General features: G+C 64.5%; 18 protein-coding genes. 11 read left to right on the forward strand and 7 right to left on the reverse strand.

The features are described from left to right. Positions 1–92 precede the first annotated feature (92 nt). Both QA642_RS17740 and QA642_RS17745 read right to left on the reverse strand, forming a co-directional pair. Complete coding sequence (locus QA642_RS17740) at positions 93–2024, reverse strand: long-chain fatty acid--CoA ligase (protein WP_283085775.1); 1932 nt, start codon at positions 2022–2024, stop codon at positions 93–95. Continuing rightward, complete coding sequence (locus QA642_RS17745; RefSeq protein ID WP_283085776.1) at positions 2021–2842, reverse strand: ABC transporter ATP-binding protein; 822 nt, start codon at positions 2840–2842, stop codon at positions 2021–2023. The genes QA642_RS17740 and QA642_RS17745 overlap by 4 nt, the downstream gene beginning before the upstream one ends. Before the next feature lie 334 nt (positions 2843–3176). Here QA642_RS17745 and QA642_RS17750 point away from each other — a divergent pair, with 334 nt between their 5' ends. After that, positions 3177–3851 carry a Crp/Fnr family transcriptional regulator gene (locus QA642_RS17750; protein WP_283085777.1) on the forward strand — a complete coding sequence of 225 codons (675 nt, stop codon included), beginning with the start codon at positions 3177–3179 and terminating at the stop codon, positions 3849–3851. 91 nt (positions 3852–3942) lie between these two features. Here QA642_RS17750 and QA642_RS17755 read toward each other — a convergent pair whose 3' ends face one another. After that, positions 3943–5205 (reverse strand): MFS transporter, encoded by a 1263-nt coding sequence (locus QA642_RS17755; protein ID WP_283085778.1) that lies wholly within the window; start codon positions 5203–5205, stop codon positions 3943–3945. Between the two features lie 295 nt (positions 5206–5500). On the opposite strand from QA642_RS17755, the gene QA642_RS17760 reads away from it, so the two are divergent. After that, positions 5501–8809 (forward strand): adenylate/guanylate cyclase domain-containing protein, encoded by a 3309-nt coding sequence (locus QA642_RS17760; RefSeq protein WP_283085779.1) that lies wholly within the window; start codon positions 5501–5503, stop codon positions 8807–8809. 21 nt (positions 8810–8830) lie between these two features. After that, positions 8831–9511, forward strand: a complete 681-nt coding sequence (locus QA642_RS17765; RefSeq protein WP_283085780.1) for a redoxin family protein — start codon at positions 8831–8833, stop codon at positions 9509–9511. A gap of 12 nt (positions 9512–9523) precedes the next feature. Here the strand turns inward: QA642_RS17765 and QA642_RS17770 are convergent, their stop codons facing one another. Continuing rightward, positions 9524–10363, reverse strand: a complete 840-nt coding sequence (locus tag QA642_RS17770) for a uroporphyrinogen-III synthase (RefSeq protein ID WP_283085781.1) — start codon at positions 10361–10363, stop codon at positions 9524–9526. A gap of 144 nt (positions 10364–10507) precedes the next feature. Between QA642_RS17770 and purU the strand changes: the two genes are divergently transcribed. Beyond that, positions 10508–11371, forward strand: a complete 864-nt coding sequence (gene purU, locus QA642_RS17775; protein WP_283085782.1) for a formyltetrahydrofolate deformylase — start codon at positions 10508–10510, stop codon at positions 11369–11371. Between the two features lie 68 nt (positions 11372–11439). Here the strand turns inward: purU and QA642_RS17780 are convergent, their stop codons facing one another. Then, positions 11440–11724 carry a hypothetical protein gene (locus tag QA642_RS17780; protein WP_283085783.1) on the reverse strand — a complete coding sequence of 95 codons (285 nt, stop codon included), beginning with the start codon at positions 11722–11724 and terminating at the stop codon, positions 11440–11442. A gap of 522 nt (positions 11725–12246) precedes the next feature. On the opposite strand from QA642_RS17780, the gene QA642_RS17785 reads away from it, so the two are divergent. The 6 genes from QA642_RS17785 (at position 12247) to QA642_RS17810 (ending at position 18066) form a co-directional block, all read left to right on the forward strand. Next, positions 12247–13425, forward strand: coding sequence for an ABC transporter substrate-binding protein (locus tag QA642_RS17785; protein WP_283085784.1), 1179 nt, complete (start codon positions 12247–12249; stop codon positions 13423–13425). Positions 13426–13559: 134 nt separating this feature from the next. After that, positions 13560–14429: a branched-chain amino acid ABC transporter permease gene (locus QA642_RS17790; protein WP_027564908.1), complete on the forward strand. Its 870-nt coding sequence runs from the start codon at positions 13560–13562 to the stop codon at positions 14427–14429. Between the two features lie 8 nt (positions 14430–14437). Further along, positions 14438–15466, forward strand: a complete 1029-nt coding sequence (locus QA642_RS17795) for a branched-chain amino acid ABC transporter permease (protein WP_283085785.1) — start codon at positions 14438–14440, stop codon at positions 15464–15466. Further along, entirely contained in the window at positions 15463–16218 is a 756-nt protein-coding gene (locus QA642_RS17800) for an ABC transporter ATP-binding protein (RefSeq protein ID WP_283085786.1), read from the forward strand. The genes QA642_RS17795 and QA642_RS17800 overlap by 4 nt, the downstream gene beginning before the upstream one ends. After that, positions 16211–16927, forward strand: coding sequence for an ABC transporter ATP-binding protein (locus QA642_RS17805; protein WP_283085787.1), 717 nt, complete (start codon positions 16211–16213; stop codon positions 16925–16927). Before QA642_RS17800 ends, QA642_RS17805 begins: the two co-directional genes overlap by 8 nt. Before the next feature lie 20 nt (positions 16928–16947). Beyond that, complete coding sequence (locus tag QA642_RS17810; RefSeq protein WP_283085788.1) at positions 16948–18066, forward strand: cobalamin-independent methionine synthase II family protein; 1119 nt, start codon at positions 16948–16950, stop codon at positions 18064–18066. Between the two features lie 183 nt (positions 18067–18249). On the opposite strand, the gene QA642_RS17815 is transcribed toward QA642_RS17810, so the two are convergent. Both QA642_RS17815 and QA642_RS17820 read right to left on the reverse strand, forming a co-directional pair. Continuing rightward, on the reverse strand, positions 18250–19200 hold the full coding sequence (locus QA642_RS17815; protein ID WP_283085789.1) for a transposase: 951 nt from the start codon (positions 19198–19200) through the stop codon (positions 18250–18252). A 322-nt stretch (positions 19201–19522) separates the two neighbouring features. Further along, on the reverse strand, positions 19523–21241 hold the full coding sequence (locus QA642_RS17820; protein WP_283085790.1) for a caspase family protein: 1719 nt from the start codon (positions 21239–21241) through the stop codon (positions 19523–19525). A 166-nt stretch (positions 21242–21407) separates the two neighbouring features. Between QA642_RS17820 and QA642_RS17825 the strand changes: the two genes are divergently transcribed. Beyond that, entirely contained in the window at positions 21408–22763 is a 1356-nt protein-coding gene (locus tag QA642_RS17825; RefSeq protein ID WP_283085791.1) for a hypothetical protein, read from the forward strand. Position 22764: the final 1 nt, after the last annotated feature.

Here is a 22764-nt window from a genome sequence, read left to right on the forward strand (position 1 = left end):
GGGCTTGACCCGGCAATCCATCGATGCGGAAGGAAGATTATTCGGAAGAGGATGGATGCGCGGGTCAAGCCCGCGCATGACGACCAATTGTATCACTCCGCAGCCTCCGCCATATGCCCGTGTCCGCCGAGATCGACGACGCGCAACGTGGTGCGCACCCTCTGCGTGGTGCCGTCCTGGAAGCGGATCACGGTGTCGACGGGGATGTCGGCATCGCCGCGGTAAATGGCGTCGATGATGCCTTCGTATTTCTCGTTGATGACGCCGCGGCGCACCTTCCTGGTGCGGGTGAGCTCGCCGTCGTCGGCATCGAGCTCCTTGTAGAGCAAGAGGAAGCGCGAGATGCGCTGGGCCGGCGGCAGCGTGGCGTTGACGGTCTCGACCTCCTTCTGGAGCAGCGCATAGACCTCGGGCCGCGAAGCGAGGTCGCTGTAGGTGGTGAAGGAGAGGCGGTTCTTCTCCGCCCATTTCGAGATGATAGAGTAGCGGATGCAGATCATCGCGGCGAGCGCGTCGCGGCCGGCGCCCAGCACCACGGCTTCGGCGATGTATGGCGAGAACTTCAGCTTGTTCTCGATGAACTGCGGCGAGAAGCGTTCGCCGCGCGAGGTCTCGGCGAGATCCTTGATGCGGTCGATGACGACGAGCTGGCGGTTGGCGTTGAAATAACCGGCGTCGCCCGACAACATCCAGCCATCCTTGATGTCCGCGACGCTCGCCTCGGGGTTCTTGTAATAGCCGAGGAACATGTTGGGATGCCGCACCACGATCTCGCCAACGCCGTGGACGTCGGCATTGTCGATGCGGATCTCGACGCTGTCGGCCATCGGCACCCCGGTCGTGTCGGGATCGACCTTGCCCTCGGGGTGTAGCGTATAGGCGCCCAATAGCTCGGTCTGGCCGTAGAGCGTGCGCAGCGGCACGCCCATCGCCTGGAAAAACTTGAACGTATCAGGGCCGAGCGCGGCGCCGCCGGTCGCGGCCGAGCGCAGGCGGGTGAAGCCGAGCCGGTCACGGAGCGCACGGAACAGGATCGCGTCGGCAAAGCTCGAGCGCTTGCCCTGTTCGAGCGCGGCAAGACCCGACTTCATGCCGATGTCGAACAGGCGCTGCTTGAAGGGCGTCGCGTCCATCACCTTGGCGCGGACGTCGGCGGCGATCGACTCCCAGACCCGTGGGGCAAAGAGCACGAAGGTCGGCGCGATCTCGCGCAGATCGTTCATCATCGTGTCCGGCTCTTCGACGAAGTTGATCTTCATCCGGCAGAGCAGGCCTTTGCCGAGCACGTAGACCTGCTCCATGATCCAGGGCAGCGGCAGCACCGAGACGTATTCGTCGTCCGGGCCCTTCGGATCGAAGGCGAGATAGGTCGCGCAATGGCCGAGCACGCGCCCGGCGGCGAGCATCGCGAGCTTGGGATGCGAGGTGGTGCCCGATGTGGTGCAGAGGATCGCGACGTCCTCGCCCCTCGTGGCATCGACGAGCTTGTCGTAGAGCTCCGGCTCCCGTGCGGCCCGCGCGCGGCCGAGCTCGGCGAATTGTTCCGCCGACATCAGGCGCGGGTCGTCGTATTTCCGCATCCCGCGCGGGTCGGAATAGATGATGTGCCTGAGTTTTGGCACGCGGTCGGCCAGCGTAAGCAGCTTGTCGACCTGCTCCTCGTCCTCGGCGAAGACGAGCTGCGCTTCGCCATAGTTGAGAAGATAGGAAGCCTCTTCATCCAGCACATCGCGGTAGAGACCGAGGCTCAATCCGCCGATCGCGTGCGTCGCGACTTCCACCGCGACCCAGTCCGGCCGGTTGTCGCCGATGATGCCGATGACGTCACCGCGGACGAGACCGAGCTCGACTAGGCCGAGAGCGAAATCGCGCACCCGCGTCTGGTAGTCGTTCCAGGTGAACAGGCGCCAGAGGCCGAGATCCTTCTCGCGCAGCGCGATCTCGTTGCCATGCTCCTTCGCGTTGAGCCGGAGCATTTTTGGATAGGTGTTGGCCTGCGCGACGCGCCCTGCGTAATCCATCATGCCGCGCTCTCCTGTGCGGGCGGGGCATCGTCGGGATCGACCAGCACCTCGTCTTCTTCACCAAGGTAGGCGCGCTTGACGTGGGGATCGGCGAGCACGGTCGCCGGATCGCCCTCGGCGATTTTGCGGCCGAAATCCAGCACCATGACGCGATGGGAGATGTCCATCACCACGCCCATGTCGTGCTCGATCATCACGACCGTCATCCCGAACTCCTCGTTGAGATCGACGATGTAGCGGGCCATGTCCTCCTTCTCCTCGAAGTTCATGCCGGCCATCGGCTCGTCGAGGAGGATGAGGCGCGGCTCCAGCGCCATGGCGCGGGCGAGTTCCACGCGCTTGCGCAGGCCGTAGGGCAGGGTGCCGGCGGTCGCCTTGCGCACCGACTGGAGGTCGAGGAAATCGATGATTTCCTCCACCTTGCGGCGGTGCTCGAGCTCCTCCTTGCGCGCGCCGGTGAGCCAGTACAGCGAGCCCGTAAGGAAATTGTTCTTCAGGAGGTGATGGCGCCCGACCATGATGTTGTCGAGCACGCTCATGTGGTGGAACAACGCCAGATTCTGGAAGGTGCGGCCGATGCCGAGGGTCGGACGCGCATTCGGCGTCAGGCCGGTGATGTCGCGGCCCTGGTAGAACAGCTGGCCCTCGGTCGGCTTGTAGCGACCGGAAATACAGTTCACGATCGAGGTCTTGCCGGCGCCGTTGGGGCCGATGATCGAGAACAGCTCGCCCTCCCTGATGGCGAAGCTGACATCGGTCAGCGCGCGAACGCCGCCGAATCGCAAGGACACGCCGCGCACTTCGAGACTGGTAGCCACCAAACAAATCCCTCCCGGTGATGGCGCATTCAGTGGCGCTCTTCGTCCGTTCGTCGGTGCGATCCTAGTACGGCCGAGCCGGCGAGGCCATGCAGCGATTGGTCCCGTCCGGAGCCGCGCCACTTGATCCCGAACGGGATCAAAAGCCGCATCGCCCAAGGTGGCTCTCAATAGGGGAAAGCGCTATTTTGAAATGTCTCCGGCCTGACAATTCTGCGACAAAGTTTTTCGGACCGAGGCGGCCTCCATCTTTCGTCGGATGGCAGCGGAATTAATCATGTTGCAATGCAACAGAAGGGTGGAGTGACAAGACGGTGCGGCTGGCCTCGGGATCATGATTTCAGAGGATCATCTGAAGCGCGTCGCCGCCTGGTCGCGCGAGCTCACGCCAGTGGAGATCGAGGTCGCCCGCGCCGGGATCACGGAGCGGTCCTACGGCACCGGCGAGACCGTGTTCATGCGCGGCGACACATTTGCCTATTGGGCCGGTATGGTCAGCGGTCTCGCGCGGATGGGCGGGGTCTCGCGCGACGGCAAGGAGACGAGCCTTGCCGGGCTGACGGCGGGGGCCTGGTTCGGGGAGGGCAGCGTGCTCAAGAACGAGCCGCGCCGCTACGACGTGGTCGCGCTGCGCAACTGCCGCGTCGCGCTGATGGAGCGCAGCGCCTTCATGTGGCTGTTCGAGAACAGCGTCGGCTTCAACCGCTTCCTGGTGCGCCAGCTCAACGAGCGGCTCGGCCAGTTCATCGGCATGCTCGAGGTCAATCGTACGCTGGACGCCACCGCGCGTCTCGCCCGCAGCATCGCCTCGCTGTTCAATCCGATCCTGTATCCGGAATCGACCCGGCATCTGGAGATTACCCAGGAGGAGATCGGCGCGCTCTCGGGCATGTCTCGCCAGAACGCCAATCGCGCGCTGAACAGGCTGGAGAAAGAAGGTCTGCTGCGGCTCGAATATGGCGGCGTCACCATCCTCGATATCGACCGGCTGCGCGGTTACGGGGATTAGAGCGTTTTCGAGCAAAGTGGATACCTGTTCGCGTCAAGAAAACGCGCCCAAACGAGAATCTAGAGCCCGTTCCGATTCATCGGAGCGGGCTCTAGCGCGCGTTCGCCGGTGCGTGCACCGGCCAGAGGTCGGCGCGCCAGCGGATCGCGATCGCCAGCATCGCGACGAAGCCGGCTGCGGCGTAGAGCGAGCCCGTCGCGGAATAGCCGATGATGTCGATCAGGCTGCCGGCCGCGAGCAAGCCGATCGGCAGGCCGTAGATCACCATCATGCGCACGCCCATCACGCGGCCGCGCAGATGCGCGCTCGCGGTGCGCATCAGGATCACGGCTGCCGAGATCATCGACATGCTCTGGGCGATGCCCGCGAGCACGAGGCAGGCCATCGCCACCGGCATGGTCCTGATCTCGACGAACACCAGCAGCATGGCGTACCAGGCCAGCGTCGCGCCGATCAGCAGCCGGGCGATGCGCAGTCCGCTGACGAGGCTGAGCGTGATCGAGCCGATCAGCGAGCCGACGGCGAAGCTCGCCGAGAGGTAGCCGAGGCCGGTCTGGTCGGTGTGAAAGATCTCCCGCGCGATGTAGGGCAACAGTCCACCGGTGAAGGGAAACGCCGTGAGATTGGCCAGGAAGGCAACGCAGAGCGCCGCGCGCATTCCCGGGCCATTCCAGGCGTAGACGATCCCTTCCTTCAGATCGTCCAGCAATCGCGACATCGCGTGGCCGTTTGCCGGAAGATCGCTCGTGGCGACAATCCTTTTGGGCCGGGTCAGGCAGAGCATGAGAAGCGCGGCCACGAGATAGAGGCAGGCGATCGCGACATAGACGAGGCCGATGCCGAGCACGGCGAACAGGCTTGCGCCCGTCAAGGCTCCGGCGATGCGCGCGCTGTCCTGGGTCGTACGTGCCACGCTGATGGCGCCCACGAGGTGCTCGGCCGGCATGATGTCAGCGAGCAGCGCGCCGCGCACGCCGAGATCTGAGGGCCGGATCAGGCCCATGATCGCGACGATGATCATGACGCCCAGCGGCGACAAATGACCGGTCAGCGCCAGAGCCATGATGGTCGACGAGAGCACGGTGTAGGCAAGACGCATCACGACCAGGAGATCGCGATGACCGATGCGGTCGCCGATCATGCCGAATACCGGCGCGACCAGGGTCCCGACGAACTGGAGCGAGGCAAGCACGGTCAGCAGCAATACCGAGCCGGTCTCGACCATGATGTACCAGCCAAGCACCAGCGTCTCGACCTCGAACGCCCAGGAGGTGAGCAGATCGGATGGCCACTGGAAACGATAGTTGCGGATGCGGAACGGCGCGAGCGCGGAAGGTCTCGTGGGTGTGCTCAAGATGCGTTGACGGGTTTCAGGGCGATTCCCGGTCCTTATTATTTGTTCTTCTGTTCGGCAGCGTAGCCCCGGCGATGCGTCTGTCAATTGGCGCTACAGCATGCCGCCATGCTTGCCGATGATCTACGGTGCGTCTGTGCGTCTGCAGCATTGCCTCGTTGCCCAGCCGATACGAAGAGGTAGACGAGCCACCGCTTGCTCTTCCGGCGCACAAAGCCCATTCTGGTCCGCAATTGAGGCCCGTTTGAAAGGGCCAACAGATCGCGCCATCGCGGCTTCCGCGAGGTCTTGGGCCATGAACTGCTCCGGTTGCGGTTTCGAGGTTCAGAGCGGCTTTGCCTTCTGCCCGAAGTGCGGCACGAAGCAGCCGAACGCGTGCCCCGGCTGCGCCTTTCCATGCGCACCGGATTTCGCGTATTGCCCGAAATGCGGCGCGCTGGTCGGCGAGGTCCCTCAACCCCGAGCAGAGGCGCGGCCGACGGCGCCGGTCAGGGCATCCTCACCGCCACTGGCGCCGACAGCAGACCCTCAACAGGCATTTCGACCGCAGCCGGACAAGATCGACAGCGAAGCCAATCGCCGCACCATCACCGTGCTGTTTGCCGATCTCAGCGGCTTTACCGCAATGAGCGAGCGTCTCGACCCCGAGGTCATGCAGACGCTTCAGAACGAGTTGTTCGAGGAGCTGACGGCGGCCGTGCAAGGCTTTGGCGGCTTCGTGGACAAGTTCATCGGCGATGCGCTGCTGGCGCTGTTCGGTGCGCCGGCTGCGCACGAGGACGATCCGGAGCGGGCGGTCCGCGCTGCCATCGACATGATCGAGCGGACGGCGCAGCTCAGCGAACGGGTGAAGGCGTTTGCCGGTTCACCCCTGCTGCTCCATGTCGGCGTCAACACCGGGCACGTGGTCGCGGGCGGACTGGGTGTAGGCGTTGCCAAATCTTACTCGGTGACCGGCGACACGGTGAATACCGCTCAGCGGTTGCAGTCGATGGCGCCGCCGGACCAGGTGCTGGTCGGGCCGTTGACCTACCGTCTGACCCGGCACGCATTCGCGTATGAATCGCTTGGCGAGATCTCGCTCAAAGGCAAGATGGGCAGCGTCCTGGTCCATCGTCTCAAGGGGCTGCTCGACATGCCGCGCGCGGCACGAGGCCTCGACACGCTGGGCCTCAGTGCGCCCCTGATCGGCCGCGACGCCGAACTTGCCCGCGTGATCGGCAGCCTCGATCGCGCGTGCGGCGGGGCGGCGCAACTGGTGCGGCTGGTCGGCGAAGCGGGCATCGGCAAAACGCGCCTGGTGAACGAATTCGTCGCCCGTGTCCGCGATGAAGACCGCTTCGAAGGCGTGGCGATCCGGCAGGCGGTCTGCTCGCCGCTCGGCGAACAATCCTACGGCACGCTCGCCGCAGTGCTGCGCAGCGCCTATGGCATCGCGCAGAAGGCCAGCGCCGCGGAGACTGAGGCCAGACTGACTGAAGCGCTGTCAGAGCTTGGCCTTGCGGCCGAGGAGGCGGAGCGGTTGATGCCGCTCTATGTCCACGTTCTCGGTCTCGGGGGCGCGGACGCCGTATTGCAGCATATCGAGCCCGAACAGCTCCGGCGGCAGATATTCTTTGCGATCCGGACCGTCTTCGAACGGCGCCTGGCCTTGTCGCCGCTCCTGATCATTGTCGAGGATCTGCACTGGGCGGATGCCGTATCTCTCGAAGCGCTGCGATTCCTGATGGACCGGCTGGAGCGCACGCGGCTGATGCTGCTGTTTACGCATCGGCCAATGCTGGAGCTGGATCAGTTCGGTTCGGGTCGGATCAGCCACACGACCATCCGATTGCCTCCACTCGGTGACGCCGACGGACAAAAGCTGCTCTCGGCTTTTTTCAGTCTCGGTTGGCGTGAGCCGCCCGGAAGTCTGTTCAGTCGCATCCTGGAGCGCGCGAGCGGCAATCCACTTTTCCTGGAGGAGATTATCCGCGGTCTCATCGAAGCTGGCGCCCTGGAGTGCGACGGCTCGCAATGGCGGATCAAGTCGGATGAAGCCGCCGCCGATATCCCGGCGAGCATTCAAGCTCTGTTGTTGGCGCGCCTGGATCGGCTGCCGCAGGAGGTGCGTCGGTTGGCGCAGGAGGCCGCGGTGATCGGCCCCCGCTTCGATGTGGCTCTGCTTGGCGCGGTAGCCACTGGGCAGGCGAAGGTCGAAGTGGGAGTAGAACGTCTGTGCGACGCCGAGATTGTCGAGGAAGTCGCGGGCGCTAATTCGATTTCGCTGCGATGCTACCGTTTCACGCAGACCATGCTTCAGGACGTGATCTATCAAAACCTGCTCTTGCAGCGGCGGATCGAGCTTCACGGACGCATTGGTGCCGCGCTGGAGCAGCTCTACGGCAACGAGCCCGAGCGGCTCGAAGACCTCATCCTGCTCGGACACCACTTCAGCCTCAGCGCGCGCAAGCCGAAAGGCGCGCGTTATCTGCGCGCGGCCGGCGATCGCGCGCGCACAACCTATGCCAATGACGATGCCATCCGCCTCTACCAACAGGCTCTCGCCGTGCTGTTGACCGGTGGCGAATGCGACCCGGAGCGGCTGGTTCTGTACGAGCGGATCGCGGATCTCTGTGGCGCGGCCGGCCGTCGCAACACGGCCGAGGAGCACTACCAGAGCGCGCTGGAAGGGTATCGCGTCGCTGCCGATCGCGTTGGCGAAGCGCGAATTCTTCGCAAGCTTGGCCGGTTGTTGTGGGACGCCGGCAAGCGGATCAAGGCCGAGACGCATTACGCCGAGGCGGCGGAACGGCTTGGAGGGACCGAAGCGCCCATCGAGCGCGCGCACCTGTCGCAGGAACGTGGCCGTCTCGCTTTTCGCATGGGCGATCATACGGCCGCCGCGAGATGGGCCGACCAGGCGCTTGGCTACGCCCGATCCGCGCCTGCGGCCGCGGACGAACAGACCGGACTCGAGGCGGCGCGCGCCATTGCCGAGGCCCTCAATACCAAGGCGGTTGCCCTGGCGCGCCTTGGACGACACCAGGATGCGGTGCGCGAAGTGGAGCAAAGTGTCGCGGCAGCCGAAGCCGCCGGCCTTCTCAACGTGGCATGCCGCGGCTATACCAATCTCGCGGTGCTCTACACCATTGTGGACCCGGCGCGGGCCATGGAAGTTTGTCGGCGCGGGCTGGATGTCGCGCATCGTATAGGCGACCTCGGGTTCCAGGCGCGCCTTCTTGCCAATTTTGCCGTCGCCTGTTGCACCTTCACGGATAAATGCACCGACGAAGGTGTGCCCGCTGCCGAAAAGGCGATCGAGATCGACCGGGCGCTCGATCAGCGCGAGCATCTCGCCGTACCCCTGATCGTACTCGGGCAAATCCATCAATGCCATTTCCGGCCCGATCAGGCTGCCCGCTGCTACAATGAGGCCATCGAGGTCGCGAGCGAAACCGGCGAGCCGCAACAGCTCTTTCCATGCTATGATGGCCTAGCGACATTGAACCTTGATCGCGGCGACATGCCTGAAGCCGAGCGCTATTTCGCGCTGGCTGATGATGTCTGCACCAGGCACGGGCTTGATCCCGCCGGACTGATTGTACTGCCATTTCTCGACTAGGTCATGTGAAGGAGTTCAACCATGTCAGAACGCCATGTCGATGGACCGCTTCAACCGGGCGATCGCGCACCCAATATCGTGCTGGACGCCATCACACGCGAAGGGAAGGTCGCACTCGAGGATTTTCGCGGGCGCAGTCCGATATTGGTAGGCCTGTTTCGAGGTTTGCATTGCCCGTTCTGCCGCCGCCATATTGCGGCACAGGCGCAGCTTGACGCAGCCCTGCGCGACAAGGGTGTCGAAAGTCTCACCGTCGTCAATACGCCGACCGATCGGGCGCGGCTCTACTTCCGATATCACCCGTTGCCCAATCTGCTCGCCGCGTCTGATCCCGAACGGGTCTCGCACCGCGCGTTCGGCCTGCCAAATCTCGAATTCACGGAGAACGAAACCGAGTGGCCGCGCAAGGTGGCCGTGGACGCGGTCATGAGCATGCAAGTGGATATGCCCGGCGAACTGCCCAGCCCGATGAACCGGCCGGCGGCGGCAGAGTACCTCAACAACAAGGACGGTTACGAGATGACGGAGGCCGATCAGCGCATGGCGGCAACCGGCACGGGCCAGCTGTTCGGCCAGTTCCTGCTCGACCGGGAAGGGATCGTGCGCTGGACGTTCACCGAGGTCCCTGACGGCGGCCATCGCATGTTCGGGATGCCGAGCCCGCAGGAGTTGATGTCGGCTGCCTCGCAGGTGGTAGGTTAGAGATCTCAGCGATTAACGCGCCACCTTCGGGCGTTTCTCGGCGAGCGCTGCCGCCATCGCCGAGATCAGCGGGCGCATGAAATAAGCGTCCTCGGGAGGCGAGACGTCGGCGCGCAAGCCATGTCCGGCGAGTTCGCCGGACACCGCGGGCCCCACCGACGCGATCAGCGTCCGCGCGAAGCCCTTGCGCAACTTCGCCTCGCTGCCGCCGGCCTTCGCCGCTTCGATCAGGCGGCGGACCTGGCCGAGATTGGTCAGAGCGATGCAATCGATCCGTCCCTCAGCCATGTCGTCGATGGCAGCGATGATATTGGCATCCGCGGCCTTGGAATCGTAGACATAGGGCAGCACGCTATCGACCTCGGCCCCCTGCGCCGAGAGCGCGCCGGTCAGCGTGCTGTGGTCCTTGTCCGGATAGAGCTGGAGGCCGAGGCGATGCCCCTTCAGGTCGAGCTTGCCCAGCATCTCGATCACGCCCTCGGTGGTCGGCTTCTCCGTGGTCTGCTGCGCTTCGAGCGAGACCTCGCGCAGCGCCTTGCCGGGCTTCGGCCCGCGGGTGAATTTTCGCGATTTGGCGAGCGAGGTGACAAGGGGCTGGTCGAGGCCGCGAGCGCGCGCGAGCTTCATGATCCGCCGCAGGCCTTCGCCGGTCATCAGCACGAGATCGTCGAGTGGCTCGTCGATGGCGCGGCGGATCCAGGCTTCGACCGGGGCGGGGTCCGGCGCATCCTCGATGGTGAACATCGGACATTGCACGACCTCGGCGCCTTGCTCGGCCAGAAGCTTGGAAAACTGAGCCTCCTCGCGCGTTTCCAGGATCAGGATGCGGGTGCCATTCAAGCGGTCGGCCATGGGCGTGCTCCGGTCAGTCAAATCGCAATGGACCATTCATCCTGACTCCGCGGTCGGGATTGGCGCAAGGGCAGGGTCGGTGCTAGAGCAGGGCGCAAATCGCGGAGCGTTCCGCAGCCCTTGCACAAACCTTCATCAAGAGCCATGCCCGACCATCAATATGTGCTGACCCTGTCCTGTCCGGATCGCCCCGGCATCGTCTCGGCGGTGTCGACCTTCCTGGCTAATTCCGGACAGAACATTCTCGACGCCCAGCAGTTCGACGACGTCGAGACCAAGAAGTTCTTCATGCGCGTGGTGTTCACCGCCGCCGATCTCGCCGTGGAACTGTCTGCGCTTCAGACCGGCTTTGCCGCGATCGCGGAGCGTTTCGGCATGGACTGGCAGATGCGCGATCGCGCTGCGCATCGCAAGGTGATGCTGCTGGTGTCGAAGTCGGACCATTGCCTGGTCGACATCCTCTATCGCTGGCGCACCGGCGAATTGCCGATGACGCTCGCCGCGATCGTCTCCAACCATCCGCGCGAGGTCTATGCCGGGCTCGATTTCGGCGGCATCCCGTTCCACCATCTGCCGATCACGAAGGACACCAAGCCCGAGCAGGAGGCGCAGATCCTCGATCTCGTCGCCCAGACCGGGACCGATCTCGTCGTGCTCGCCCGCTATATGCAGATCCTGTCCGACGATCTCTCGGCAAAGCTTTCCGGGCGCTGCATCAACATCCACCACTCGTTCCTGCCGGGCTTCAAGGGCGCAAAGCCCTATCACCAGGCGCATGAGCGCGGCGTCAAGCTGATCGGCGCGACCGCCCATTACGTCACGCGCGACCTCGACGAAGGCCCGATCATCGATCAGGACGTCGAGCGCATCAGCCATCGCGACACTCCGGAAGATCTCGTCCGCAAGGGCCGCGACATCGAACGCCGCGTGCTCGCGCGCGCGATCCGCTATCATCTCGATGACCGCGTGATCCTCAACGGGCGCAAGACCGTGGTGTTCGTAGATTAGCGAATAGTGAGTGGCGAGTAGCGAATAGAAGCGTGGCCATTCGCCACTTTTATTCGCCATTCGCTCCCTTAACGCACCGCGCCGCCCGACGTTGACCCCGTCGCGCCCTTCTGCGCCTGCTCTTCCTTCTCGCGATCGGCCGCCGGCATCAGTCGCTTGCGTTCGCGTTCCTTCATGTAGGCGTCGTATTGCGGTGTGCCCGGCCGCGGCGGGGCATCCGCCGGCAGGCCGCCGGCCCATTGCGGAATGTAGTCGCCCATGCCGGACGACAGTCTCTCGTTGACCGTGCCGCAGCCGCACAGCCCCGCGGCGAGCACGGTGAGGGCGAGGACGGAGCGGAAAGGCTTGGGCATTGTGGGAGCGCGGCTTCTGTCATGGGGCGCCAGTTCGGGCTGGCGTCGGGAGAGTAGCCTTCAACAAGGTAAAATAGGCTTATTCGAGGTAGGTAATTGGTTACCGAGTCTTAACCACCACGACCTCGCCGATGTCCGAATTCTGCAAAAGGTGGACGAAATCCTCCATCCACGCGGCTGCTCACGTTCCTAGACTGCGACGGAAGGCTCGCGACAAATTGGCTTGGGCAGCGGAGGGGCTTTTTCGTTGACAGGTCCATTTTATTTGTACAATCGTCCAAATGGAGGCGGGCACGAGCGGGAAACTCAGTTACCCTAACGTAACCGCGACACCGCTCCTTGCCGTCGGCAAATCGGAACGCTCGGCTTGCGCCGAAGGGTCGCCAAACGTCCGATTGACAATGAGGGCGCGAAAGACGCCATGTGGCGCGCGATATCGCGCGTGCGTGAGCTAAACTGAGGCAAGGACCGGGCACTCGGTCCGCCGCACAAGAGGTCAGGAATGAAGGGGAGGGACATTTGATGTTCGAACGCAAAGTGTTTTCGCGCACCGCAGCAGCGGCCGCTATCGCAGGCCTTGCAGTGCTCGCGCCGGCCAAGGCCGAGGACACCGTCAAGGTCGGCCTGATCCTGCCGATGACCGGCGGCCAGGCTTCGACCGGCAAGCAGATCGAGAACGCGATCAAGCTCTACATGCAGCAGAAGGGCGACACCGTCGCCGGCAAGAAGGTCGAGATCATCCTCAAGGATGACGCTGCGATTCCCGACAAGACCAAGACGGCCGCGCAGGAGCTGATCGTCAACGACAAGGTCAATTTCATCGCCGGCTTCGGCGTGACGCCGGCGGCTCTTGCCGCTGCGCCGCTCGCCACGCAGGCCAAGATTCCGGAAGTCGTGATGGCGGCCGGCACCTCCATCATCACCGAGCGCTCGCCCTACATCGTGCGCACCAGCTTCACCCTGGCGCAGTCTTCCACCATCATCGGCGACTGGGCGGTGAAGAACGGCATCAAGAAGGTCGCGACGCTCACCTCCGACTACGCGCCGGGCAATGATGCGCTCAACTTCTTCAAGCAGAATTTCACTGCCGGCGGTGGCGAGGTGGTCGAAGAGGTGAAGACGCCGCTGGCCAATCCCGATTTCGCGCCGTTCCTGCAGCGCATGAAGGATGCCAAGCCCGACGCGATCTTCGTGTTCGTGCCGGCCGGCCAGGGCGGCAACTTCATGAAGCAATATGCCGAACGTGGCCTCGACAAGGCCGGCATCAAGGTCATTGGGCCGGGTGACGTCACCGACGACGACCTGCTCAACAACATGGGCGACGCCGTGCTCGGCACGGTCACCGCGCACCTCTACTCGGCGGCGCATCCCTCGCAGATGAACAAGGACTTCGTCGCGGCCTACAAGAAAGCCTTCGGCAACCGTCCTGGCTTCATGGCGGTGAGCGGCTATGACGGCATCCACCTCATTTACGAGGCGCTGAAGAAGACCAATGGCGATACCAACGGCGACAAGCTGATCGAGGCGATGAAGGGCCAGAAGTGGGAGAGCCCGCGCGGCCCGATCTCGATCGACCCCGAGACCCGCGACATCGTGCAGAACATCTACATCCGCAAGGTCGAGAAGGTCGACGGCGAGCTCTACAACGTCGAGTTCGCGACCTTCGAAGCCGTCAAGGATCTCGGCAAGACCAAGAAGTGACACGCGAAAGCGCGTCATCCCGGGGCGCGCTTAGCGCGAACCCGGGATCTCGAGATTGTTGAAACGAGATTCCGGGTTCAGCGCTGCGCGCTGCCCCGGAATGACGAACGACTATCAGGATCAATCCAGCCTCGATGACCGCGATCCTCACCAACCTGTTCGATGGCGTTGCCTATGGCATGCTGCTGTTCGTGCTTGCATGCGGGCTCGCGGTCACGCTCGGCCTGATGAACTTCGTCAACCTCGCCCACGGCGCCTTCGCCATGGCCGGCGGCTATGTCTGCATGGTGCTGGTCAACAGGATGGGCTGGCCGTTCTTCGCCGCGCTGCCGCTCGCCTTCGTCTCGTCGGCCGCGATCGGCATCTTGCTCGAGCGCACGCTCTACCGTCATCTCTATACGCGCAGCCATCTCGACCAGGTACTGTTCACCATCGGCCTGACCTTCATGTCGGTGGCAGCGGTCGACTACATCCAGGGCTCCTCGCGCGTCTTCATCAACCTGCCGGCCGCGCTGCAGGGCCAGTTCGACGTGTTCGGCGTCGGCATCGGCCGCTACCGGCTGATGATCATCGTGATCTGTGGGCTGCTCACCATCGGCCTGCAGATGGTGCTGGCCAAGACGCGTTTCGGCAGTCGCCTGCGCGCCGCGGTCGACGATCCCCGCGCCGCGAGCGGCCTCGGCATCAACGTGCCGCAGGTGTTCGCCTTCACCTTCGCATTTGGATGCGGCCTCGCCGGCCTCGGCGGCGCGCTCAGCGCCGAGATCCTTGGCCTCGATCCGTATTTCCCGCTGAAGTTCATGATCTACTTCCTGATCGTGGTCACCGTCGGCGGCTCGTCCTCGATCACCGGCCCGTTCCTGGCCTCGCTCCTGCTCGGCATCGGCGACGTCGCCGGCAAATATTACGTGCCGAAGATGGGCCCCTTCGTGATCTACACCATGATGATCGTGATCCTGATCTGGCGCCCGAACGGCCTGTTCGGCCGCACGGCCGCGCGTTGAGTTTGCCGATGAGCGCTTCTTCCGACGTCGGTTATCACGCCCAGCGCCAGGCGCGCTGGCACTATGGCGAAGTCGCCTTCTGGCTGATCGTGCTGGCCTGCGGCTTTCTGTTCCCCACGCGCTACCTGATCATGACCGACATCCTGCGCCTGGCGCTGTTCACGATGTCGCTCGATCTGATCCTCGGCTATGCCGGCATCGTCTCGCTCGGCCATGCCGCCTTCTTCGGCGTCGGCGCCTATGCCGCGGGACTGCTTGCGCTGCACGGCATCGTCAAGGAGCCTGTGCTGGCCCTGATCGTTGCCGGGCTGGCTGCGATGGTGCTCGGCTTTGCCACCAGCTTCCTGGTGATCCGCGGCGTCGACCTCACCCGGTTGATGGTCACGCTCGGCATCGCGCTGCTGCTGGAGGCGCTCGCCGAGCGCTTCTCCAACATCACCGGCGGCACCGACGGCCTGCAGGGGATCGAGATGCAGCCGATCTTGGGCGAAATCCCGTTCGACATGTTCGGCAAGGCCGGCTTCTTCTATTCATTGGCCGTGCTGTTCCTGCTGTTTCTGTTCGCCCGCCGCGTCGTGCATTCCCCGTTCGGCCTGTCGCTGCGCGCGATCAAGAACAATCCGCTGCGGGCCGCCGCGATCGGCATCCCCGTCAACCGCCGCCTGATCGCGATCTACACGTTAGCTGCGTTCTATGCCGGCATCGCCGGTGCGCTGTTCACCCAGACCACCGCGATCGCCTCGCTCGACGTGTTCGCCTTCGAGCGCTCCGCCGACCTGATGCTGGTGCTGGTCATCGGCGGCACCGGCTATCTCTATGGCGGACTGATCGGCGCGGTGATCTTCCGCATGCTCCAAGAGGTGTTCTCCACCATCACCCCGCAATACTGGCAGTTCTGGATCGGCCTCGTGCTGGTCGTGATCGTGCTGGTCGGCCGCCAGCGCCTGCATCGCTGGGTGCTGTATGTGCCGAATCTCGTCATCAAGCAGGTGGCCGGGCGCAAGGCCGTCGTCGCCGTGCCGGAGAGCGACGCATGACCATCGCGCTCGAGACCCAGAACCTCGAAAAGACTTTTGGCGGCCTGCGCGTGACGCGCGACCTGTCGCTCAAGGTCAAGCAGGGTGCCCGTCACGCGTTGATCGGCCCGAACGGCGCCGGCAAGACCACGGTCATCAACCAGCTCACCGGCGTGCTGAAGCCGAACTCCGGCCGCATCCTGCTCGAAGGCCAGGACATCACCGACCTGCCGGTGCACAAGCGCGTGCTGCGCGGCCTGTCGCGCACCTTCCAGATCAACCAGCTCTATCCCGACCTGACGCCACTGGAGACCATCGGCCTTGCCGTCTCCGAGCGCCTTGGTCATGGCGGCGACTGGTGGCGGCGGATGGGCACCCGCAATGATGTCAACGACGAGATCGCCGATCTGCTGACGCGCTTCCATTTGCTCGACGTCATGAACGAGCAGACGGTCACGCTACCTTACGGCAAGCAGCGCCTGCTCGAGATCGCGGTCGCGATCGCCGCCAAGCCGCGCGTGCTGCTGCTCGACGAGCCCGCCGCCGGCGTGCCCGAGAGCGAGCGCCACGACATTCTCGCCGTCGTAGGCAGCCTGCCGCGCGACGTTACGGTGCTGCTGATCGAGCACGACATGGACCTCGTCTTCTCCTTTGCCGACCGCATCTCGGTGCTGGTTTCGGGCGCACTGCTGACCGAAGGCCCGCCTGAGCAGGTCGCGCGCGATCCGCAAGTGAAGGCGGTCTATCTCGGCGAGGAGGCGGTCAATGTCTGACCTGCTCGCGATTGACTCGCTGCGTGCCGGTTACGGCGAGGCGGTGGTGCTGCCCAACATGTCCCTGCGCCTCGCCGAGGGACAGGTGCTGGCGCTCCTGGGCCGCAACGGCACCGGCAAGACCACGCTGATCAACTCCATCGTCGGGGTCACCCGCCGCTTCTCCGGCACTGTCGGGCTCGCCGGCACCGATGTCACGTCCCTGCGGCCCGATCAGCGGGCGCGCGCCGGCATCGGCTGGGTGCCGCAGGAGCGCAACATCTTCCGCTCGCTGACGGTCGAGGAGAACATGACCGCGGTGGCCCAGCCCGGCCCTTGGACGGTCGAGAAGGTCTACGAGATGTTTCCGCGGCTGAAGGAGCGGCGGAGCAACTTTGGCAACCAGCTCTCCGGCGGCGAGCAGCAGATGCTGGCGATCGGCCGTGCGCTGACCCTCAACCCGAAGGTCCTGCTGCTGGACGAGCCGACCGAGGGCCTTGCGCCCATCATCGTCGAGGAGCTGCTGAAGGCAATCGGGACCATCACCCGGGCCGGCGGCATCTGCTCGATCATCGTCGAGCAGAATGCCCAAAAGATTCTGGGGCTTGCCGACCGCGTTGTGATATTGGAGCGCGGAACGATCGTCCACGACGCCCCGAGCGCCGCGCTGAAGGCCGACCCTTCGGTCCTGGAGCGCCACCTCGGGGTCGCAGGGGCGGCGGCCCACTAGAAAATACCCGGGAGTACCAAATGCAGCGAATCAAAGCCCCCTTCCGCGCCGACGAAGTCGGCAGCCTTCTGCGTCCCGCCAAGATCAAGGACGCCCGAGCCAAGCTCGAGAAGGGCGAGATCTCGGTCGACGATCTGCGCAAGATCGAGGACATGGAGATCGAGAAGGTCGTGCACAAGCAGGCCTCGATCGGCCTGAAGCTTGCGACCGACGGCGAATTCCGCCGTTCCTGGTGGCATTTCGACTTCCTCGCCAAGCTCACCGGTTGCGAGCTGTTCCATCCCGACACCGGCATCCAGTTCACGGGCGTGCAGACCCGTCATGACGCGGTGCGCGTGATCGACAAGCTCGATTTCCCCGACAGCCACCCGATGCTGGACCACTTCCGCTTCCTGAAGAAGGTCGCCGACCAGGCCCACGTCACCGCCAAGATGACGATCCCGTCGCCGGCGGTGCTGCACTTCCGCGGCGGCCGCAAGTCGATCTCCAAGGACGTCTATCCCGATCTCGACGCCTTCTACGAGGACCTCGGCAAGACCTACCGCAAGGCGGTCAAGGCGTTCTACGACGCCGGCTGCCGCTATCTCCAGTTCGACGACACCGTGTGGGCCTATCTCTGCTCGCAGGACGAATTGCAGAAGGCGCGCGAGCGCGGCGACAATCCGGACGGTCTCCAACAGATCTATGCCCGCATCATCAACTACGCGCTGGCCGAGAAGCCGGCCGACATGGTGGTGACGACGCATGTCTGCCGCGGCAATTTCCGCTCGACCTGGATCTCCTCGGGCGGCTACGAGCCGGTGGCGGAGACCATGCTTGCCGGCACCAATTACGACGGCTACTTCCTCGAATACGACTCTGACCGCGCCGGCGGCTTCGAGCCGCTGCGCTTCCTGCCCAAGGGCAACAAGGTCGTCGTGGTCGGCGTCATCACCTCGAAGTTCGGCGAGCTCGAGAAGAAGGACGACATCAAGCGCCGTCTGGAAGAGGCCGCCAAGTTCGCCCCGCTGGAGCAGCTCGCGCTGTCGCCGCAATGCGGCTTCGCCTCGACCGAAGAGGGCAACATCCTCTCCGAGGAGGAGCAGTGGGCCAAGCTCGGTCTCGCGGTCGAGATCGCCAAGGAAGTGTGGGGCCAGTAAGCCTCCGCATGCTCGCCGTCATTCCCCGCGAAAGCGGGGAATCTACCGTGATGTTCGTCAAGGGGGCGATCACGGGCGAGAGTGCGGCATCGTGCTCGCCGGTCAAGGCGACCGCTGCGCGGCGGCGATGCCGGCCTTGACCGGTTCCGCGCGTTGCCGCGTGAGCTTGGCGTGATCGACGGCTCATGCCGCAGGCTTGGCTGCGCGTCTCCAATCTGATCCGTCCCGGATCATGGCGTTGAGCGTCACGAGCATTTTGCGCATCACGGCGCTGAGCGCGACCTTGCCCGGACGGTGATTGTCGTCGACCAGGCGCTGGTAGAAGGCCTTCATGACCGGATTGTGCTGGATGGCGCTGCGGGCGCCGTTGAAGAGTACTTTGCGCACGCCTGGGCGACCATGACCGGTGGACGCATGGCCGCGCCGCTTGCCACTGTCGCGGGCGTGTGGGGCAAGGCCGCAAAGCGCGGCAATTTTCTTGCCTGACAGATGTCCGAGCTCCGGCAGCTCGGCAATCAGGGTCTCCGCGATGGCGGGGCCGGCTCCGCAGAAGGTCTGCAGCCGTTGGCTGGTCTGGGCATGCGCCGAGCTTGCGATGTACTCGGCAATGGCCTTATCGACGGCAGCCAGCGAACGCTCAAGGATGGCAATGACCGCCTGCAGACTCTTGCGGACAATGGCGCTGTCCACCACGTCACAGCGGCAGGTCTCGGCATGCAGCAGAGCCTGCAATTGCCGGCGCCGCGCCGTGAGTTCACGTAAGACCTCATCGGCCTCCGGAACCGGCTCGAGTTCGCGGCGAGTGAGCTCCTCGGCGGCAAAGCCGGCCAGTAATCTGGCGTCGATGGGGTCCGTCTTGGCCTTGATGCCACGCCGCCTGCGATAGGCGACGACTTCGTTCGGATGCACTTGCTTAAAGGCAACCTTCGCCCGGCTGAGACACCGGCGCAGATGCCGCTCATAGCCGCCTGTTGGTTCGAAAGCGACCAGCCCGATCGTGTCAGGGCCAATCTTGGCCAGCCAAGCGTCAATCGCGCGCTCATTGTTCGCGATCCGCTTCACCCGGCCATCGCCCGCGATGCCAATGTCGATCCATTCCTTGGCGACATCCATCCCGATCATCATCTTGCCCATGCTGCTGATCTCCGACAGAATATGGATCTGGTCGGCACGCCGGATTGCAATGCGGGCTCAGGCCCTCTCTACCGTGCGCGTGTCAGACCGTAACGCCGGCGGTCCCAAGATTCCCACGGTCTCACAGGACCCATCCAGTAACTCGAGGGTCCGCCGGCGCCCCATCCTGAGAGGATGGCCGCACATCATGCAATCCAGTACGCTGCGGCTTCTCGGTGAAGCACTGGCGTCTCGGAACTGGATCGCCCGGTCAAGCCGGGCGATGACACTGAGTATGTAGCCGATGGCAGCGCCATCCTGACGTGGCGGCGCATCCGCGCCCTCACTTCTCCGCCAGGTAAACCTCGCCCAGCAGCGACGAGTTCGACCACGGCACCTGCTTGTTCCTGGTGCTCGACACCACCTCGGCCCGCACCCGTGTCAGCATCTGCTGCACCTCCAGGCCTGCCGTGCCGATGTGGCGCGACAGCGCGGCGGAGAACGGCGAGTTGGCGCCTTCGCCGTCGAGCGCGACCTGGCCCGGTGCGGTGGCGAAGGCGATCAGCGTGCCGGCGCCCAGCGTCGCACCGGCACCCAGGCTCGTCGGCGCTGCGAGGCCCGAGGCGCCCTCGATGGCACGATTGGTGCCGGCGCTCGCCACCTGCTGAGCCATCGGATTGTTGCGACAGGCGTCGAAGATCAGGATGTTGGTGCGGACCTGGTCGTCGAGGCCGGCCATGATCGTGTCCATATCGATCATCGCCTCCGTCATGTTCGTGCCCGGCTTGAGTTCGACGTCGACGGGAATGAGGTAGTTGCGGCCATCGACCTGCACGCCGTGGCCGGCATAGTAGACCAATGCGACCTGCGCCCGTGCCGCGTCACGCAAGAAGTCGCGCGTCATCTTCTGCATCGCGGCGCGGTCGAGGTCGACGCCCTCCGATACCGTGAAGCCGATGTCGCGCAAGCTCTTGGCGACGGCGCGCGCGTCGTTGGGCGGGTTGGGCAGCGCCTTGACATGCGCATAGGCGCCGTTGCCGATGATCAGCGCCATGCGCGTGCCGCGAACCGCCGGAGCAGGCGAAGGGGCGGGTGCGGCAACGGTTTGCTGCGGAGCAGGGGCCGCCGCCGCCTGCGTTGCGGGTGAGGGCGCATCGCGCGGGATCGGCGCCGCTGCGTCCGTCACCAGCGACAGCCGCACCTTTGCGGTGGCCTGATTGGCCTTGCTGACGGCATCGGAAGCCACGATCGCCAGCGTCGCGTTGTAGTCCTCGCGTGCGCGGGCGTAGTCGCCTTTCGCCTCATAGGCCAGCGCGCGATGGGTGTAGCCGGAGATCAGCACGCTGTTCGGCGGCGTCATGATGTTGACCGGCGGCTTCTCCTTGGCAAGCCGGATCGCCTCGCTGCCGTCGGCGATGGCTCGATCGAGCTCGCCCTTGGCGCGCCAGATCGAGGTGCGGTTGATCAGCGGCTGCGGCAGCGTCGGATCGAGCCGGATCGCCTGGTTGATGTCGGCGAGCGCGCCGTCGAGATCGCCGAGCGCCTCTTTCGAGATGCCGCGGTTCTGGAACGAGAACGCCGATTTCGGATCGGCCTTGATGGCGGCATCGTAGTCGACGATCGCCTTGGCATAATCGCGCTTGCCGCGCCAGGCATTGCCGCGATTGTGGAAGATGATTCCGCTTGGTGCGCCGAGCTTCAGCGCGTCGTCGAAATCGGCGATCGCGATGTCGTAGTCGCCCTTGTCGTAATAGGCCGATCCCCGCAAATTATAGACGGCCTGGCTCGGCTTCAGCCGGATCGCTTCGGTGGCGTCCGCGATGACCTTGGCGTAGTCGCCCTTCTTGTTCCAGCCCACCGCGCGCCAGAAATAGACGGTCGCGAGCTGCTCGCCCTTGAACACCTTCAGGGCGATGATCTTGGTGCAGGCGTCGACCATCTGGTCCGCCGGCGTGGTCTCGGTGGTGCAGAGCGGGCCAAGCTGGCTGCGCGCCTGCGCCAGCGCGGGTGCGGTCCAATGCGCGGCGGTGAGCAGGCAGAGTGCGGCGAGCAGGCGACGCATGGCGGTGGTCCCATGAGAGGAGAGGCGCTGGTTTGTTGCCCGGCGGTGCCCCGGGGTTCACGCGCTCGTCATTGGACGTGGAGTAAAGCAGGGCGGGCTATTCCCTCAGTGGGCAGAATTTGCTACGAGGTGGGGCCCAACGCCGCTGCCCACCGACTTCCCACCGATGAAAAACGACGAAATCCTGAGCCAGATCACCGAGTTCTGCCGCAAGGCGGACATGGCGGAATCGACCTTTGGCCGCCGCGCGGTGAACGATGGGAAGCTCGTGCATCGCCTGCGCGAGGGCAAACGCATCACCATCGACACACTGGAGCGGATCCAGGCCTATATCGCGGCATCGACGACCGGCGGCCTGCCGCCGCCGCGGGGCCTCCAGGTGCCGCCGGAAAAGCGCGATCCGCGCGGCAATTTCCGCTTCTTCGAGAACCGGCAGAAATATTTGCTGTTCGTCCATACCTGCAGCGAGAAGCGGGTGATCGCCGACCGCGTGGCGCTGGAGCTCTCCACCATCCATCCGCGTCCGCCGGCGCTGCGCATCTTCGATGCAGGCGTCGGCGACGGCACGGTGCTGGCGCGGGTGCTGCGCGCGACGCATCAGCGCTACCCGCACATGCCGTTCTATGTCGCCGGCAAGGAGCTGAGCCTCGAGGATCTGCGCCTGACGCTGGAGAAGGTGCCGGACCGCATTTTCGAGCATCCGGCGTCGGTGTTTGTCTTCACCAACATGTTCTACTCGGAGGCGCCCTGGCTGACGCCGGCGTCGCCCGCGGCGGCCGCCGCCACCGTCTGGCACGAGGTCCCGCTGAGGGGCGCTTCATCGGGCGAGTTCGAGCAGCAGATCGCCGAGCTCAGGCCGTTCCTGGAGCAGAACTGGCGCGCCGCGATCAGCCCCCGCACGGCCATGCCGCTCTATGAGCGGCCCGTCGTCCTCGTGCTCTATCGCGAGGATCACCGGTTCCTGCTGGATTCGGCCATTCCACGCCCGGGCCAGACCGAGGCTAATTTCGACCTCGTCATCGCCTCCCAGCCCTACCGCGCCCTGTCCTCGGTCAATTTCCGGGCAAAACGGATCATTGCGCCCCTGGCGCGGGCACTTCGCCCGGGTGGGAGGCTGATCGGAATCCACTCTCACGGTCAAGATCCGGGCATGGAAATGATCCAGGCGATCTGGCCCGGAGAAAACCCTTTCGCGGTCAGCCGCCATGAGATATTGCGCGCGGTTAAGTATGAGCTCGGATCGTTGGGCCGCGACCTAAATTTTAATGCTTATGCGGACAACCGCTCGATCTTCAGGTATGATATGGAAGCGCTGCCCAACGAGGTAACGGGCTCCATCGGAACCTCGACGGCCTTTGCAGCGTGGAACGCGGCGGTGTATGTGGCGCAGATCGAGGACGACCGATTGACAGAAATGACTCAAAACGGCCGCACTCTGGATGCCGCCCGGGACGTGCTGCGCAAGTACAACGGGCTCTGGTTTCTCGACGAATCCTACGTCATCTCGCGACGGCGTGATTGAC

Origin of the sequence: Bradyrhizobium sp. CB2312, assembly GCF_029714425.1 — a bacterium.
Lineage (GTDB): Bacteria > Pseudomonadota > Alphaproteobacteria > Rhizobiales > Xanthobacteraceae > Bradyrhizobium.

Coding starts and splice junctions, on each gene's coding strand:
- QA642_RS17820 (WP_283085790.1), bottom strand. CDS start 21,241: ATGCGTCGCCTGCTCGCCGCACTCTGCCTGCTCACCGCCGCGCATTGG.
- purU (WP_283085782.1), top strand. CDS start 10,508: ATGCCCGACCATCAATATGTGCTGACCCTGTCCTGTCCGGATCGCCCC.
- QA642_RS17795 (WP_283085785.1), top strand. CDS start 14,438: ATGAGCGCTTCTTCCGACGTCGGTTATCACGCCCAGCGCCAGGCGCGC.
- QA642_RS17810 (WP_283085788.1), top strand. CDS start 16,948: ATGCAGCGAATCAAAGCCCCCTTCCGCGCCGACGAAGTCGGCAGCCTT.
- QA642_RS17815 (WP_283085789.1), bottom strand. CDS start 19,200: ATGGGCAAGATGATGATCGGGATGGATGTCGCCAAGGAATGGATCGAC.
- QA642_RS17805 (WP_283085787.1), top strand. CDS start 16,211: ATGTCTGACCTGCTCGCGATTGACTCGCTGCGTGCCGGTTACGGCGAG.
- QA642_RS17800 (WP_283085786.1), top strand. CDS start 15,463: ATGACCATCGCGCTCGAGACCCAGAACCTCGAAAAGACTTTTGGCGGC.
- QA642_RS17825 (WP_283085791.1), top strand. CDS start 21,408: ATGAAAAACGACGAAATCCTGAGCCAGATCACCGAGTTCTGCCGCAAG.
- QA642_RS17760 (WP_283085779.1), top strand. CDS start 5,501: ATGAACTGCTCCGGTTGCGGTTTCGAGGTTCAGAGCGGCTTTGCCTTC.
- QA642_RS17785 (WP_283085784.1), top strand. CDS start 12,247: ATGTTCGAACGCAAAGTGTTTTCGCGCACCGCAGCAGCGGCCGCTATC.
- QA642_RS17780 (WP_283085783.1), bottom strand. CDS start 11,724: ATGCCCAAGCCTTTCCGCTCCGTCCTCGCCCTCACCGTGCTCGCCGCG.
- QA642_RS17790 (WP_027564908.1), top strand. CDS start 13,560: ATGACCGCGATCCTCACCAACCTGTTCGATGGCGTTGCCTATGGCATG.
- QA642_RS17770 (WP_283085781.1), bottom strand. CDS start 10,363: ATGGCCGACCGCTTGAATGGCACCCGCATCCTGATCCTGGAAACGCGC.
- QA642_RS17750 (WP_283085777.1), top strand. CDS start 3,177: ATGATTTCAGAGGATCATCTGAAGCGCGTCGCCGCCTGGTCGCGCGAG.
- QA642_RS17740 (WP_283085775.1), bottom strand. CDS start 2,024: ATGATGGATTACGCAGGGCGCGTCGCGCAGGCCAACACCTATCCAAAA.
- QA642_RS17765 (WP_283085780.1), top strand. CDS start 8,831: ATGTCAGAACGCCATGTCGATGGACCGCTTCAACCGGGCGATCGCGCA.